This is a genomic window from Bradyrhizobium glycinis (assembly GCF_016031655.1).
Lineage (GTDB): Bacteria > Pseudomonadota > Alphaproteobacteria > Rhizobiales > Xanthobacteraceae > Bradyrhizobium > Bradyrhizobium glycinis.
Map to the genome: position 1 here is coordinate 234,276 of NZ_JACCHQ010000004.1, position 14,103 is coordinate 248,378.

The 14,103-nt window shown below is 64.5% G+C and carries 17 protein-coding genes; 5 read left to right on the forward strand and 12 right to left on the reverse strand.

Annotated features, from left to right (window positions below):
• Nucleotides 1-19: 19 nt before the first annotated feature.
• The 10 genes from msrA to napE form a co-directional block, all read right to left on the reverse strand.
• Nucleotides 20-724, reverse strand: a complete 705-nt coding sequence (msrA, locus tag HZZ16_RS09790; RefSeq protein WP_197948255.1) for a peptide-methionine (S)-S-oxide reductase MsrA — start codon at nt 722-724, stop codon at nt 20-22.
• Nucleotides 725-1,164: 440 nt separating this feature from the next.
• Nucleotides 1,165-2,280: an ATP-dependent DNA helicase gene (locus HZZ16_RS09795; RefSeq protein ID WP_197948256.1), complete on the reverse strand. Its 1,116-nt coding sequence runs from the start codon at nt 2,278-2,280 to the stop codon at nt 1,165-1,167.
• Between the two features lie 224 nt (nt 2,281-2,504).
• Nucleotides 2,505-3,074 (reverse strand): methyltransferase family protein, encoded by a 570-nt coding sequence (locus tag HZZ16_RS09800; RefSeq protein WP_246510052.1) that lies wholly within the window; start codon nt 3,072-3,074, stop codon nt 2,505-2,507.
• Nucleotides 3,075-3,405: 331 nt separating this feature from the next.
• Nucleotides 3,406-3,951, reverse strand: a complete 546-nt coding sequence (locus HZZ16_RS09805; RefSeq protein WP_197948258.1) for an RNA polymerase sigma factor — start codon at nt 3,949-3,951, stop codon at nt 3,406-3,408.
• A gap of 5 nt (nt 3,952-3,956) precedes the next feature.
• Nucleotides 3,957-4,163, reverse strand: a complete 207-nt coding sequence (locus HZZ16_RS09810; RefSeq protein ID WP_197948259.1) for a YgaP family membrane protein — start codon at nt 4,161-4,163, stop codon at nt 3,957-3,959.
• Between the two features lie 363 nt (nt 4,164-4,526).
• Nucleotides 4,527-5,180, reverse strand: coding sequence for a NapC/NirT family cytochrome c (locus HZZ16_RS09815; protein ID WP_197948260.1), 654 nt, complete (start codon nt 5,178-5,180; stop codon nt 4,527-4,529).
• A complete protein-coding gene (locus HZZ16_RS09820) occupies nt 5,177-5,647 on the reverse strand; it encodes a nitrate reductase cytochrome c-type subunit (RefSeq protein WP_197948261.1) in 471 nt (156 codons plus the stop codon). The genes HZZ16_RS09815 and HZZ16_RS09820 overlap by 4 nt, the downstream gene beginning before the upstream one ends.
• Complete coding sequence (napA, locus tag HZZ16_RS09825; protein WP_197948262.1) at nt 5,644-8,157, reverse strand: nitrate reductase catalytic subunit NapA; 2,514 nt, start codon at nt 8,155-8,157, stop codon at nt 5,644-5,646. The genes HZZ16_RS09820 and napA overlap by 4 nt, the downstream gene beginning before the upstream one ends.
• Nucleotides 8,158-8,173: 16 nt before the next feature.
• Nucleotides 8,174-8,488 (reverse strand): chaperone NapD, encoded by a 315-nt coding sequence (locus tag HZZ16_RS09830; protein ID WP_197948263.1) that lies wholly within the window; start codon nt 8,486-8,488, stop codon nt 8,174-8,176.
• Between the two features lie 26 nt (nt 8,489-8,514).
• Nucleotides 8,515-8,700, reverse strand: coding sequence for a periplasmic nitrate reductase, NapE protein (gene napE / locus HZZ16_RS09835; protein WP_197948264.1), 186 nt, complete (start codon nt 8,698-8,700; stop codon nt 8,515-8,517).
• 268 nt (nt 8,701-8,968) lie between these two features.
• Between napE and HZZ16_RS09840 the strand changes: the two genes are divergently transcribed.
• From HZZ16_RS09840 to HZZ16_RS09860, 5 genes are all read left to right on the forward strand, one after another.
• Nucleotides 8,969-10,174: an LLM class flavin-dependent oxidoreductase gene (locus HZZ16_RS09840; RefSeq protein ID WP_197948265.1), complete on the forward strand. Its 1,206-nt coding sequence runs from the start codon at nt 8,969-8,971 to the stop codon at nt 10,172-10,174.
• A gap of 257 nt (nt 10,175-10,431) precedes the next feature.
• Nucleotides 10,432-11,403 carry a DUF3618 domain-containing protein gene (locus HZZ16_RS09845; protein WP_197948322.1) on the forward strand — a complete coding sequence of 324 codons (972 nt, stop codon included), beginning with the start codon at nt 10,432-10,434 and terminating at the stop codon, nt 11,401-11,403.
• An 11-nt stretch (nt 11,404-11,414) separates the two neighbouring features.
• The gene (locus HZZ16_RS09850) at nt 11,415-12,095 is read left to right on the forward strand and encodes a hypothetical protein (RefSeq protein WP_197948266.1); all 681 of its coding nucleotides are present in this window, start codon (nt 11,415-11,417) and stop codon (nt 12,093-12,095) included.
• Nucleotides 12,092-12,508, forward strand: coding sequence for a phage holin family protein (locus tag HZZ16_RS09855; RefSeq protein WP_197948267.1), 417 nt, complete (start codon nt 12,092-12,094; stop codon nt 12,506-12,508). The genes HZZ16_RS09850 and HZZ16_RS09855 overlap by 4 nt, the downstream gene beginning before the upstream one ends.
• Complete coding sequence (locus HZZ16_RS09860) at nt 12,505-13,236, forward strand: hypothetical protein (RefSeq protein WP_197948268.1); 732 nt, start codon at nt 12,505-12,507, stop codon at nt 13,234-13,236. Before HZZ16_RS09855 ends, HZZ16_RS09860 begins: the two co-directional genes overlap by 4 nt.
• Before the next feature lie 84 nt (nt 13,237-13,320).
• Here HZZ16_RS09860 and HZZ16_RS09865 read toward each other — a convergent pair whose 3' ends face one another.
• Both HZZ16_RS09865 and HZZ16_RS09870 read right to left on the reverse strand, forming a co-directional pair.
• Nucleotides 13,321-13,584 carry a GlsB/YeaQ/YmgE family stress response membrane protein gene (locus HZZ16_RS09865; protein WP_197948269.1) on the reverse strand — a complete coding sequence of 88 codons (264 nt, stop codon included), beginning with the start codon at nt 13,582-13,584 and terminating at the stop codon, nt 13,321-13,323.
• Nucleotides 13,585-13,628: 44 nt separating this feature from the next.
• Complete coding sequence (locus tag HZZ16_RS09870; protein ID WP_197948270.1) at nt 13,629-14,081, reverse strand: YidB family protein; 453 nt, start codon at nt 14,079-14,081, stop codon at nt 13,629-13,631.
• Nucleotides 14,082-14,103 lie beyond the last annotated feature (22 nt).

Below are 14,103 nucleotides of genomic sequence, written 5' to 3' on the forward strand. Positions count from 1 at the left end.
TGCTTTGGTGATCTCAAGATCAGTTGGTGGCCTTGCCGGCATTCACCAGCGTCGGCTTCTCAATGTAATTATCCGCGAACAGCTTTTTCAGGTTCTCGACCTTCGGGATGTCGTTATAGACGATGTAGGGCTGGTTCGGGTGCAGCGTCAGATAATCCTGGTGATAGGCCTCCGCCGGATAGAACGCTTCCAGCGCGCCGATCTTGGTCACGATCGGCTTGTTGAACACCTTGGCGCCGTTGAGCTGGGCGATATAGGCCTCCGCGACCTTCTTCTGCTCGTCCGAGGTGGTGAATATGGCCGAGCGATATTGGGGGCCGACGTCGGGACCCTGGCGGTTGAGCTGGGTCGGGTCGTGCACCACCGAGAAGTAGATCTGGAGGATCTTGCCGTAGGAGATCTTCTTCGGGTCGTACTTGATCTCGACCGCCTCGGCATGGCCGGTGCGGCCGCTCGAGACGCTCTGGTAGTCGGCGGTCGCCTTGGTACCGCCGGCATAGCCGGAGACCGCGTTGACCACGCCGGCGGTGTGCTGGAAGACGCCTTGCACGCCCCAGAAGCAGCCGCCGGCGAGCACGGCGGTCTGGATGCCGCTTGCGGGGGCAGCGTCCAATGCGGGAGCTGGGATCACGACCGCCTCCTCCGCGGCCCGGGACGGCATCAAGAAAGCCAGCGTCAGGGCGGTGGTTGCAGCGAGCAGGGTGGCGAGGGCGGTTCGGCGCATGGCAATCCTCTTTCGGCAATCCTCTTTCGCGAGGGCTGACAGTCTAGGGCGGTCGGGACCGGGCGAACAGCCTGGCCGGCCGCGTTTTCGCATCATCCGAGATACGGGCCGAGCCGCAGATTGTTACGCTAGGGCGGACACGAGACCGTGAGGACGCGGTTGACGCGGCGACGGGTCGGCTTGGCGGGATGCGGAGCTCCGCTACGGATGGGACACGATTGCCCTGCCACGTACTCGGTGTCGTCCCCGCCTAGTGCGCAATTGCGCACGGGGGCGGGGACCCATAACCACAGGGAGGAGTGTGGGGCAAGGCGCCCACTCCGAGTCTTCGCCAAACATCTCCCTGTGGGTATGGGTCTCGAATCTGCGCTCCGCTGCGCTGCGCTTGTCCGGGACGACGAATGGAGGTTGACGCCGCGGCCTTGCCAAGGCAACGACGCTCACACCACCACACTCAGCCTTTTCGCCGCCCGCGTGATGCCCGTGTACAGCCATCGCGCCCGCGAATCCTGAAACGCAAAACTCTCGTCGAACAGCACGACGTCGTCCCATTGCGAGCCCTGCGATTTGTGCACGGTCAGGACATAACCGTAGTCGAACTCGTCATAGGGTTTGCGCTGCTCCCAGGCGATCTGCTCGACGCCGCCCTCGAAGCAATCGGCGCGCACGGAGACTTTCGTGACCTTGTGACCAAAATCCTCGTCCGGCGACAGCCGCATGGAGAGGATGCGCGATTTCGATCGCGCGGTGTTGCGCGACTTGACGCGCCACAGGCCGCCGTTGAACAGGCCCTTCTTGCGGTTGTTGCGCAGGCATACCAGCTTGTCGCCGGCGACCGGAAACTGATCCTCGATGTTCTGGCGCTGGCGCACCCGCATGTTGTAGGCGCGGCGGGTGTTGTTGCGGCCGACCAGGATCTGGTCGGCGCCCATGACACGATCGGGGTCGAGCTCCTTGCGCGAGACGACCTCGCTCTCGCCGTAGCGGCCGATGTCGAGCTCGCGGCCCTCGCGCACGTCCATTGACATCCGCACGATCGGATCGTCCTGGGCCTGGCGATGCACCTCGGTCAGCATCGCGTCCGGTGTGGTGTTGGTGAAGAAGCCGCCGCCCTGGATCGGCGGCAGCTGCGCAGGATCGCCCAGCACCAGGAGCGGACAGTCGAACGACATCAGGTCGCGGCCCAGCTCGGCATCGACCATCGAGCATTCGTCGATCACGATCAGCTTCGCCTTCGAGGCCGGCGCATCGTCCCACAATTCGAAGCTCGGCTGCTCCTCGCCGGATTCGCGGGCGCGGTAGATCAGCGAATGGATGGTGGAGGCGCCGTCGCAGCCGTTGTTGCGCATGACGAGGGCCGCCTTGCCGGTGAAGGCGGCGAACTTCACCTCGCCGTCGACGCCCTCGGCGATGTGCCGCGCCAGCGTGGTCTTGCCGGTGCCGGCAAAGCCGAACAGGCGGAACACCGGCGGCGTGCCGCCCCGTCCCGGCTTGGCCTTGAGCCAGTCGCCGACCGCCTTGAGCGCAGCATCCTGATGCGGTGTGAAGGTGGCCATGTCTGTCTTGAGGGAGGGGCGACGATTCGCCTCCCCCAAAACTAACCATTCGACCCAAGGGTTCAAGCGCAAGGCGATCGCATTCGAGTCCGTTTTCTGCGGTCATCCTTCGAGACGCCCGCCGTTGGCGGGCCCTAAAGCGCTCGGGGGTCAGTAATCCGCTCGTTGAGCCAGAGCGGACTAGTCTTGCGCAACCTGAGTTCTTCGGGTTCTACCCACAGCCGTCATTGCGGCGGTGCTCCAAAATGCGCGTCGAACCTGTCTGAGCGGCTTCCAAGTATCCGGTCCGGACAGTTACAGTTTGGACTTGCCCCCGATGACGCAGGCCCCGCCCAAGGCGTAAGCCGCGGCAACCAGCGTGGGACATTGGCCTTAAAGAACGCGAACTCGTCGCCAAATGAACTGTCAAGCGTGGGTTCTTCGATAACGACAACCCAAACATGGAAGAACAGCCAGAGGATCGCCGCGTAAACGAACATTCGTTCGTCGCCGAGAATGAGTGCTTCGCCGATGATAATTGCGACGAGGGCGACATAAATGGGATTGCGGACTCGGCTATAGAAACCGCAAACCACAAGCTTCGTCGGCGGTGCAACCGGCGCAGGTGTGCCAAAACCCTTCCACACGAAACGTGCGAAGGATTCGACGAGCGGAATGAGACCGAGGAAGACGAGCGCTGCACCCACAACGCGCAAGGCATCAAGTCCGAGGAAGGCGGATTTCAAATGCCAACCCGTGATCGACCAAGGGATGTAAACTGCAAGCGTCCCCGGTGCAATCACGAAGAAGAGCAAGGACCCGAGAGCTGCCCAGCACCGTCGCATGGGATTTCTCCTCACGAATCTGCGCGCGACACGGCGCGCCGACCATTGCCGGCGCTATTTATTGAAAGAGCATCTGTTGAATCGCGATGGCCTTGCCGAAGCGTCTCGACCAGGCCTACGGTCCAACACATCGGGCATCCGCGTAACGCGACGAGCGCAGCAACGCCCGCGCTCAGGGATAGCCAGGGATGCGGGGTCTGGTGGACGATGGCCCAGGCGAGTAGCCCCGCCGCAGCTGCGCCGCGCATCAGATGCGCGCTCAGGAAAGCGCTCCCGAACATGCCGACTCCACGTAAGTAATTCATGTGCGCTCTCGTCCGCCGTCCGTTGTGCCGAGCAGGTATTCGCGCACCAAGGCGCGGGCGCGGCGCAGGCGGCTCTTTGCCGCTTCGCGCGTCACGCCGAGCCGCCGCGCGATTTCCCCAATCGTCAGATCTTCGAGGTCTCGCAGCAGCAGCACTTCCCGATGCGACGGCGAAAGCGACTCGATTGCATTGACCAGGTCCATGCGTAACTCGTCCGGCGGGACCTTTGCGAGCTCGCGTGCCTCTTCCAGGCTGACGAGCTCCTCGACCCCGCGCATCAGCATCAGCGCCGGCAGCATGCAAAGGCGCGCGATGACAGTTATGAGCCAGCCTGCGAGAGCTGCTGGACTGCGGATCGTGCCAACGCGCCGGTATATGACGATGAGTGCCTCTTGCACGACATCTTCGATGACCGAGGTGCGGTGGCAAAGACGCCGGGCGTAGCGTCGAATGTTCGGCTGCAGCGCCACAAGGAGCTGCGTGAGCGCGTGCCGATCGCCCGACTGTGCCGCGAGCAAGAGATCGTCCGAAACGCGCGCCAAGGCGGTCACTCCTTCAGTGGCTCGCGCCCGGCGACGGCGCAGGCAGGACAATAGCCGAACGCGCCAGTGACCAGCGTTACCACACCAGCACCGCTGACCAGCAGCCCCAGCGGCGAGGCGTGCAGCGCAACCACGCCGCAGATCAGCATCAGGCCCCCGCCGATCAACCTGGCCGCGCGCTCCCATCCGCCAACGTTCTTTCTGTACCACATGGCTCTGTGCTCCGGTTAGCGACGCTCCGCTGTGGCGCGTTCATCCAGACAAGAGGGCGCAATCCCGGCGCCGGGGTCGCGGCCCAGAAAATAATTGACGGGGGTGGCAGGTTCAGGCCGCTGCGTGGGCGCGGTGCGGGTCTGGGCCGCTGAGGAACGCCGGCATCGAGCCGCCGGAGTGTGGACATTCGATGCGGCAAGCGCCCGCCCGCGTCAAAGCTATTGCTGCACTGCATTAGTCGCCAATTGGCCCGAATGCGAAGTCCATGTCTGCTTCGGCGCCGCTGCTCGGGGCATGACAGACATCAAACCCGCAGCGCTCGATCTTACACGCCCTAGCTCAGGCCCGCGCCAAGAGCCACCCTACTGCCACCCCGGCACGCCGCGCATGTCGGGCAGCTGGTGGGCGATGCCCTTGTGGCAGTCGATGCAGGTCTTTTCCTTGGTGAACAGGAAGCGCTGGTGCGCCACCGAGGCCCGCGGCGATTGCTTGGTGATGTCCATGGAATCGGCGCTGTGGCAGTTGCGGCATTCCAGGGAATCATTGGCCTTGAAACGTGCCCATTCATGCGCGGCGAGCTCGAGCCGGTGGTCCTGGAATTTCTCTCTCGTGTCGATCGTGCCGAAGATCTTGCCCCAGACCTCCTTGGAGGCCTGCATCTTGCGCGCGATCTTGTCGGTCCAGTTGTGCGGCACGTGGCAGTCCGGGCAGGTCGCGCGCACGCCGGAGCGGTTGGAGAAATGGATGGTCGACTTCAGCTCGGCGTAGACGTTGTCCTTCATCTCGTGGCAGCCGGTGCAGAACTTTTCGGTGTTGGTGATTTCCAGCGCGGTGTTGAAGCCGCCCCAGAAGATCACGCCGGCGACGAAACCGGCCAGGACCAGGGTGCCGAGGGCGAACACCGAGCTCGGCCGAGTCAGCACCTGCCACAGCTCGAGCAGGAACGCCCAGCTGCGCGCGATGAAGCCGCGCTTGGCATTCAGCTCCGCGTTGGGATCGTCGGCGGTCGTCGTCATCTGCGGCCACCCCGGCTTGCGCGCGACAGCAGCGTGTCGACGTCGGTGAAATCGTTGCTGACCGGGAGATTGGCGGTGTTCTGCGGCACGTGGCATTCGGTGCAGAAGAAGCGGCGCGGCGAGACGGAGGCCAGGAACTGGCCGTCGCGATCCATGAAGTGCGTGATCGAGACCATCGGCGCCTGCGACTCGGCGGTGCGCGCCCGCGCATGGCAGGACAGGCATTTGTTGCCGTTGAGGTCGACCTGATAGCCGTCGATATTGTGCGGAATGACGGGCGGCTGCTCCGGATAATTGCGCACCTCCTTCTCGGAGGTGTTGCGGTTCGGCAGCATCGGCGGCGCCGGGCCCTCGTCGTTGAGCGGGGTCGGGCCGCGCAGGCCGGAGGTCACGGTCTGCGCCGTCAGCGAGCCCGTGCCGGCGGCGATCGCGACTGCGAGCAGGATGATTGCGGATCGTTTCATCATGACATGTTCACCCGCTCGATGCGCACGGCGCACTTCTTGAAATCGGTCTGCAGCGAGATCGGGTCGGTGGCGTCGAGCGTCACCTTGTTGATCAGCTTCGATTCATCGAACCACGGCACGAACACGAGGCCGCGTGGCGGCCGGTCGCGGCCGCGCGTCTCGACGCGGGCGCGGATGAAGCCGCGGCGGGAGACCACCTTCACCTCGTCGCCGCGGCGGAGCTTCATGTCCTGCGCATCGTCCGGATGCATGAAGCAGACGGCTTCGGGAAAGGCCTTGAACAGCTCGGGCACGCGGCGCGTCATGGTGCCGGAATGCCAGTGCTCCAGCACGCGGCCGGTCGAGAGCCAGTAGGGATATTCGTTGTCGGGCGCTTCCGCCGGCGGCTCGTAAGGCAGCGCGAAGATGCGGGCCTTGCCGTCGGCATGGCCGTAGAACTGCACGCCTGCGCCCTGCTTGACGTAGGGGTCGCTGCCCTCGCGGAAGCGCCACTTCGTCTCCTGGCCGTTGACGACGGGCCAACGCAGGCCGCGCTCCCGGTGATAGGTGTCGAACGGCGCGAGGTCGTGGCCATGGCCGCGGCCGAACTGGGCATATTCCTCGAACAGGCCCTTGTGGACGTAGAAGCCGAACGCCCTGGATTCGTCGTTGGCATAGCCCGGCTCGATATCGGTGACCGGGAATTTGTCGACCTGGCCGTTCTTGTAGAGCACGTCGAACAGCGTCTTGCCGCGATGTTCCGGCTTCTTGGCGATCAGCTCCGCGGGCCAGACCTCCTCGATTTTAAAGCGCTTGGAGAACTCCATCAGCTGCCAGAGATCCGACTTCGACTCGCCCGGCGCGGGGACGAGCTGGTGCCAGAACTGGGTGCGCCGCTCGGCATTGCCGTAGGCGCCTTCCTTCTCCACCCACATCGCGGTGGGCAGGATCAGGTCGGCGGCGAGTGCCGTCACCGATGGATAGGCGTCCGAGACCACGATGAAATTGTCGGGGTTGCGGAAGCCCGGATAGGTCTCCTCGTTGACGTTGGGACCGGCCTGGAGATTGTTGTTGACCTGCACCCAATAGGCGTTGATCAGGCCGTCCTTCAGCATCCGGCTTTGCAGCACCGCGTGCGCGCCGGGCTTGTCGGGAAGGGTGCCCTCGGGCAGCTGCCAGATCTGCTCGGCGTGGTCGCGATGCGCCTTGTTGGTCACCACCATGTCGGCGGGCAGGCGGTGCGAGAAGGTGCCGACCTCGCGCGCGGTGCCGCAGGCCGAGGGCTGGCCGGTCAGCGAGAACGGGCTGTTGCCCGGCGCGGAGATCTTCCCGGTCAAAAGGTGGATGTTGTAGACGAGATTGTTGCACCAGACGCCGCGGGTGTGCTGGTTGAAGCCCATGGTCCAGAACGAGACCACTTTCGTCTTGGGATCGGCGTAGAGCTCGGCGAGCGCTTCGAGGCGGTTGAGCGGCACGCCGGACATTTCGGCGGCCTTCTCCAGCGTGTACTCGGACACGAACTTGACGAACTCGTCATAGCTCATATCGGTGGAGTCGCCCGCCTTGGCGGCGCCCGTCGCCTTCTTCTGCAGCGGGTGATCCGGCCGCAATCCGTAGCCGATGTCGGTCTGGCCGCGCTTGCACACGGTGTGCGCGGCGACGAAGTCCTTGTTGACGCGGCCGGTCTTGATGATGTGGTTGGCGATGGCGTTGAGGATGTAGAGGTCGGTCTGCGGCTTGAACACCATGCCGATATCGGCGAGGTCGAACGAGCGGTGCTCGAAGGTGGAGAGCACGGCGACGCGGACATGCGGCGCGGACAGCCGGCGGTCGGCGATGCGCGTCCACAGGATGGGATGCATCTCCGCCATATTGGAGCCCCACAGCACGAAGGCGTCGGTCGCCTCGATGTCGTCGTAGCAGCCGGCCGGCTCGTCGATGCCGAAGGTGCGCATCATGCCGGCCACCGCCGAGGCCATGCAGTGCCGCGCATTCGGGTCGATGTTGTTGGTGCGGAAGCCTGCCTTGAACAGCTTCGCGGCGGCATAGCCTTCCCAGATCGTCCACTGGCCGGAGCCGAACATGGCGACGCCGTTGGGGCCGCGCTTCCTGATCGCCTCCTTCCACTTCAGCTCCATGATGTCGAAGGCTTCGGTCCAGGACACGGGCGTGAAGTCGCCGTTCTTGTCGTACTTGGCGCCGCTCTTGCGCAGCATCGGCTGCGTCAGGCGGTCGTGGCCGTACATGATCTTGGAGAGGAAGTAGCCTTTCACGCAGTTGAGGCCGCGATTGACTTCGGCCTTGATGTCGCCGTGGGTGGCGACGACGCGGTTGTCCTTGGTCGCGACCATCACCGAGCAGCCGGTGCCGCAGAAGCGGCAGGCGGCCTTGTCCCATTTCAGTTCGCTCTCCTTCCGCTCGGCGGCGAGGTTGGCGGCGAGCGCCGGTGCCGGGAGCCCGGCGGCGACCGCGGCGATCGCGGCGGCCTCGAGCTTGAGCATCTGGCGGCGGTCGAGCTTCGGCGATGTCATGATGGCTCTCCGGCCCTTAAGTCGTTTCGATGGCGTGGAACACCAGCGCCGCGGAATAGACGTGTTGCAGCGACTGGATGGTGTTGAGCATGGTGCCGAGGCTGCCGGCATCGGGCGCCTCGGTCACGACGACGAGCTTGCCCCGTGGATCGCGGCCGCGGATCTCGCAGCCGGGCAGCGCCGCGATCTCAGCTTCCAGTTCGGCAAGGCGCTCCGGCCGCGCCTGCACGATGATGCTGGCGATCTCGGTGCCCGGCGGAGCGATGATGCGATCGGCGCCGAGCACCCGGCCGGTGATCAGGGCGCGGCGGTTGAGTGTGGCGTGGGCCATGATGCCTGTCTTTCGCTGGTTGCGGATCAATGCGGAGAGGGTGGCGGGCCCGGAGGGCCGGCGAACATCTGGTAGATCCAGACGCCGAGCCCATAGGAGCCGACCGTCCCGACCGCGAGGACGGGCATCACGATCGCGGTCAGGAACAGGAACGCGAAAAACTCCATGCGCTTACGGCGCACGCGCGACGTCGCGTCGTCAGGGGCCGACATGTTCGGTCTCTACAGGGTGAGATGGGGAATCGGGACGGCATCCGGGCCGTTGCCTTGCTGCACTTCTGATGCATCCGGGCCGTCACGGCGTTGATCTGGATCAACCTGCCCGCTTGCGCGGATGTCGCAGCGCCGGGGGCGAGACCAGCCCCGCTTCGCACGCCGGGCGGCGAAATCATTCTCCCGCACGGCGGAATTGCCACTGCGTAGACAGCTCCGCCTCACTCTTTAAGATGAGCTCAACAACAATAAGCGGGAGAGCGACGCCATGAAGTTCGGCATCTTCTACGAGCTGCAGCTGCCGCGGCCCTGGGTGGCGGGCGACGAGCTCGCCCTCTACCAGAATGCGCTCTCGCAGATGGAGCTTGCCGACAGGCTCGACTACGACCATGCCTGGGTGGTCGAGCATCACTTCCTCGAGGAGTATTCGCACTCGCCCTCGCCGGAATCGTTCCTGGCTGCCGCGAGCCAGCGCACGAAAAACATCCGGCTCGGCCACGGCATCCTCCAGCTCACCACCAACCATCCGGCGCGCGTAGCCGAGCGTGTCGCGGTGCTGGACCTGCTCTCGAACGGCCGCTGCGAGTTCGGCATGGGCGAGAGCGCCTCGATCACCGAGCTGGAGCCGTTCGGCCGCGACATGGAGACCAAGAAGGAGATCTTCGAGGAGGCGGTCGCGGCCATCTTCCCGATGTTCAGGGACGCCGGCAGCGAGCATCACGGCAAATATTTCGACATTCCCTTGCGCAACATCGTGCCGAAGCCGGTGCAGAAGCCGCACCCGCCGCTGTGGATGGCCTGCTCGCAGCTGCCGACCATCGAGCGCGCCGGCCGTCACGGTTTCGGTGCGCTCGGCTTTCAGTTCGTCAGCGCCGATGCCGCGCACGCCTGGGTGCATGCCTATTACAACGCCATGACCAAGCGCCTGCACAAGCTCGCCGACTACGAGATCAATCCCAACATGGCGCTCGTCTCGTTCTTCATGTGCGCCAAGACGGATGAAGAGGCGCGCGCCCGCGCCGACGGCGCCACCTTCTTCCAGTTCGCGCTGCGCTTCTACGGCGCTTCGCAGAGCCGCCAGCGTCCCGCGCCCTACACCGTCAACATGTGGGACGAGTACAACAAGTGGAAGCGCGACAATCCGCAGGCTCAGGAGGCGGCGCTGCGCGGCGGCCTGATCGGCTCACCCGACACGATCCGGAAGAAGCTGAAGCGCTTCCAGTCCTCGCACATCGACCAGGTCATCCTGCTCAACCAGGCCGGCAAGAACAGCCACGAGCACATCTGCGAATCGCTCGAGCTGTTCGGCCGCGAGGTGATGCCGGAGTTCCAGAACGATCCGGCGCAGGCCGAATGGAAGCGCGGCGTGATGAGCGGCGAGATCGAGCTGGAGGAGATCGACACCGAGGCCTTCACGGATCGCTACGGCAAGCTCGCGATCAACGTCGCCCCCGCGAAGGCGGCGGCGGGGTAACCTGTAAGCAACAACAGATCCTGCTTCCTGGCGCTGAAGCCGGTGCGGTGAGCCGCGCTTCAGTGCGGCGTTTTGACCCGGAGCAGACCTTTCGAACCCCTTCTGCAGCCAGCCATTGGCCAGGCGGTCGACGTCGCTCTCCCTTGCGCTACCTCACGGGTATCGTTCGTCCCAAGCCGCCCAAGCAGCGCGAGGAACGATTCAATACAGCGTGAGTTCGACCTCAAATCCAAGAAACAAAGCAAGAGGGTAACGTGATGACACGATCCGTGGAGGAGTTGAGACGCGAGTCCGAGCGTAGCCGCGCGGAGCTGGCGGCGACGGTCGGGCGGTTGAAGGAGCAGATATCGGACACTGCCGTCGACATTCGCCACAAAATCTCGCCGCAGCACATCAAATCCGAAGTTACCGAATACGTCAGCCACAAGACCCAGAGTTGGGTCGAAGGGCTCAAGCAACAGGTCATGGACAACCCGATGCGCGCAGTGGCCGCGGGCGCCGCAGTGGGCGTTCCGTTGCTGAGGTTGGCCCGGGGTATGCCGCTGCCGCTTCTCATGATCGGGGCCGGGCTGGCCCTGACCTCGAAGACGGTGCGGGATCGCGCTGCAGACGCCGCCGGTCCGGTCATGGACAAAGCGGGGAGCATGCTTGACGAGGTGACGCAGGGCGCGCGGTCCATGCAAGGCGACGCCAAGGAGACGCTATCCTCCGCCCAAAGCCGAGCCGCCGGCATGGTTGATGACGCCCAGGACAAGGCCGCTGGTCTTGCCGCTGATCTGCGGGCGAGCGCGGCGCAGGCTGCCAGTTTCGCGAGTGAAAAGCTCAAGAGCGGCATGGACGCGGCCAAGGATGCCGCCAAGGATGCCGCAGCGCGCGCGCCCGACCAGGCTCGACAGACCATCGGCGACAATGCCGCGCTGATCGCAGGCCTGGGCATTGCGATCGGGGCGATCATTGCCGCGGCTCTTCCCGAGACCAAGGCTGAAGCCAAGGTGATGGGCGGAGCAAGCGATGGAATGAAGCAGGCCGCGGCCGCCGCCATGCAATCCGGATTCGAGGCCGCGAGAGACGCGACCACATCTGCGGCCGATGCTGCGACGCAAAAGGTCGCCGAGGCAGATCTCGGCAGCCATGCCAGCCGCGTGACCCAGAACGTGGCTGACACATTGAAAGAGGCTGCCGACGACGTGGTCAAGGCCGCCTTTAGCCCCTCTCAACCCAACACTTGAAGGACACCATCATGAGCGATTCGGATCCGCACAACGTGACGCAGTTCGCAAAGAACCAGGACAAGGGCACCGCAAAAGACATCAAGGAGCAGATGAGTGATGCCGGAGCGGAGGTGAAACAGCGTGCTGGCGACGCTTTCCGCGCATCGGCCGACGTCGCGCGCGACAAGTTCGGTGAGGCCGCGGATGCAGCAAAGGGGGTCGCGGAAGGAACCGTGGACCAGATCCAGAGCCAGGCGCGCGAGCAGCAACGTTCGGGCGCAGATTTCGTCGAGCGCCTCGCAGGCAACATCCGTGAAGCCGGCCGGGCCTTCGAGACCGACGTCCCGTTCGCCGCTCGCGGCATCGGCTCCGCCGCCGACTATGTCGAGGACGCTGCGCAGAAGATCCGGGATGGAAGCTTCCGGGATCTCGTCCAAGGCGCAACCGATTTCGCCAGACGTCAGCCTGCGGCCTTTCTCGGAATATCGGTGCTGGCAGGCTTCGCGGCCGTGCGCTTCCTGAAGGCGTCAGGCGGACAGTCGTCATCCCGCGGGCAGCGCGACACGATGGACAGATGGTCGTCGGAAAGCAGCCAGAGCCCCAGCGGGACGTCGTTTTCGGCGGGACAGCAAACCGGGTCTCCGGAGTCCATGCAGCGCGGCCCTAATCGGCAACAAACCTCTTCCACACAGGGCAGCACAGTACCATGAGCATCGAGCGCGATATCAAAACCAGCCAAAGCGAGTTCAGGGCGATCTCGACGCTGCTCGGCGATGCCATGTCGCAGTTCGCCAAGCTCTTCCAGAACGAGATAGACCTGGCGAAAGCGGAGCTTGGCGAAAAGCTCCAGAAGATTGGCGGCGCGCTGGCCTTGATCGTGGGTGGCGCCGTTCTGGTGATCCCGGCGATCGTGATGGCGCTTTTTGCCCTGTCCGCCGCATTGATCTCGGCGGGATGGTCGCAGCCCGTCTCGTATCTGACCTCGGCAATCGTCGCGGCGGCGATCGCCGCCGCGCTGGTCGCAATCGGCATCAACCGGCTTGATGCGCGTCATCTGGCCCCCCGAGAAACGATCGGCCAACTCGAAAAGGACAAGGACACCGTGAAGGGAATGGTGCGATGAGCAGCACAAGAACCAGCTTTATGGACAGTTTGGTGACCGCCGCCCGGGAAAACCCGCTTGCCGCGGCGCTGATCGGAGGCGGCGCGCTCTGGTTGCTTGCCGGCGATCAGACGCTGAAGACCGCGGCGCGTTCGGCTGCGGAGGCAGTCGCACCCGTTGCCGAGGCCGGGTCGCGTGGCATGAGGTCGGCGGCGTCTGCCGTCAAGCACACCGTAGCGCCTCCGACCGCACCTGAAATGGACGACGACTCGCACGGCGTCGGAGAAACGTTTCGAGGCGCAAAAGCTGCCGCGTCCGATGCCGTCTCGGGAACTGCCGAGAGCATCCGCGATCGCTTCGATGAGGGCGTCGCCTTCGCGCAGGAGCAATTCGGCAAACTCGGCGATTCTTTTCCGGATAAGGAAGCGATCGACAGCGCGAAATCGTCGCTCACCGACATGCTTGAACGGCAACCCCTCGTGCTTGGTGTCGTGGGCCTCGCGATCGGTGCAGCCGTTGCAGGCGCGTTTCGCGCGTCCGAGCTCGAAAACAGATATATCGGCGAAGTCAGCGACGACGTGAAGGCCGACCTGAATCGGCGCGCCGGTGCGGTCTCGCAGGCCGTGCGCGAAGCCTCTGACACGGTCGTCTCAGAAATCAGCGACACCAGCGCCGAAGTTGTGGACCGGGTCAAGCAAGCCGGCATGGACGCTGCGGCAGCTGCCCGTGCCGAGGTGAAGTCTCCCTGAGACGAAGAAAGCGGGAGGGGCCGCCGTCAGTGGCGCGCCCCTTCGCTCGCCGGGATGCATCCGCTCGGGTCGGCCTGCTGCTCTTCAGATCGCGCGCCGCTGTCGTCCGGCGAAGAGACCATACACAAAGAGGACGATGATGGCGCCGACGACCGCTCCGATCAGCCCGGCACCCTCTCCCGGACGGTACCAGCCCAGGGCCTGGCCAAGGTAGGTGGCAACGAAGGCGCCGACGATGCCAAGGATGGTCGTGAGGATGAACCCGGAGGGTTCGTTGTCACCCGGCATGATGAATTTCGCGATGACGCCCGCGATAAAGCCGATGATGATCGTCCAAATAATGCTCATTCTCCGCTCCTCCTGATCAATCAATGGCGACAATTGCGAGGCCATCAGCTCGGTAAACGCCCCTCGGGCGTGTACTTGTCGACGGCCTGCGGCAGCTCACGCGACAGCCTCGCGAGAATTTCCTGTTGGGAAAGCCCGGTCTCCTTCTCGAGCTTGTCCAGCACGTCGGGCCCGATCGCTTCCCGCAATTGCGGAGGCGAGATATCTTTGTTCGGCCCCGAGCTGACCCACGACCGGGCCGCATCGCCGTGGCCGTTCTCGTTGAATCTCTCCAGCAGCTCGCCAATTCCTCCCTGCAATAGTCCTCCAACACCTGCCCCGCTCAGCATGCCCGTCAGATTTTTTAGCAGCCCCCCGAGTGGTTGTTGGCTGCTGGCCGATTCGAGGGATCCGGCCCCCGGGCCTCTGAGCAACTCCGCCAGCTTGTCCCGATTCTGATACCCCGCGATTGCGAGCAGTCCGAGAAGTGCGGTCATCGAGGGCATTCCGCGGCTCATCGTGTAACTCCATGGCAGCGCT

What these genes read in the sequence shown, in the direction of transcription:
- HZZ16_RS09860 (WP_197948268.1), top strand. Translation starts at nt 12,505, where the DNA reads ATGAGCAGCACAAGAACCAGCTTTATGGACAGTTTGGTGACCGCCGCC.
- HZZ16_RS09810 (WP_197948259.1), bottom strand. Translation starts at nt 4,163, where the DNA reads ATGTGGTACAGAAAGAACGTTGGCGGATGGGAGCGCGCGGCCAGGTTG.
- napE (WP_197948264.1), bottom strand. Translation starts at nt 8,700, where the DNA reads ATGTCGGCCCCTGACGACGCGACGTCGCGCGTGCGCCGTAAGCGCATG.
- HZZ16_RS09850 (WP_197948266.1), top strand. Translation starts at nt 11,415, where the DNA reads ATGAGCGATTCGGATCCGCACAACGTGACGCAGTTCGCAAAGAACCAG.
- HZZ16_RS09820 (WP_197948261.1), bottom strand. Translation starts at nt 5,647, where the DNA reads ATGATGAAACGATCCGCAATCATCCTGCTCGCAGTCGCGATCGCCGCC.
- HZZ16_RS09840 (WP_197948265.1), top strand. Translation starts at nt 8,969, where the DNA reads ATGAAGTTCGGCATCTTCTACGAGCTGCAGCTGCCGCGGCCCTGGGTG.
- HZZ16_RS09855 (WP_197948267.1), top strand. Translation starts at nt 12,092, where the DNA reads ATGAGCATCGAGCGCGATATCAAAACCAGCCAAAGCGAGTTCAGGGCG.
- napA (WP_197948262.1), bottom strand. Translation starts at nt 8,157, where the DNA reads ATGACATCGCCGAAGCTCGACCGCCGCCAGATGCTCAAGCTCGAGGCC.
- HZZ16_RS09795 (WP_197948256.1), bottom strand. Translation starts at nt 2,280, where the DNA reads ATGGCCACCTTCACACCGCATCAGGATGCTGCGCTCAAGGCGGTCGGC.
- HZZ16_RS09845 (WP_197948322.1), top strand. Translation starts at nt 10,432, where the DNA reads ATGACACGATCCGTGGAGGAGTTGAGACGCGAGTCCGAGCGTAGCCGC.
- HZZ16_RS09830 (WP_197948263.1), bottom strand. Translation starts at nt 8,488, where the DNA reads ATGGCCCACGCCACACTCAACCGCCGCGCCCTGATCACCGGCCGGGTG.
- HZZ16_RS09865 (WP_197948269.1), bottom strand. Translation starts at nt 13,584, where the DNA reads ATGAGCATTATTTGGACGATCATCATCGGCTTTATCGCGGGCGTCATC.
- HZZ16_RS09870 (WP_197948270.1), bottom strand. Translation starts at nt 14,081, where the DNA reads ATGAGCCGCGGAATGCCCTCGATGACCGCACTTCTCGGACTGCTCGCA.
- HZZ16_RS09815 (WP_197948260.1), bottom strand. Translation starts at nt 5,180, where the DNA reads ATGACGACGACCGCCGACGATCCCAACGCGGAGCTGAATGCCAAGCGC.
- msrA (WP_197948255.1), bottom strand. Translation starts at nt 724, where the DNA reads ATGCGCCGAACCGCCCTCGCCACCCTGCTCGCTGCAACCACCGCCCTG.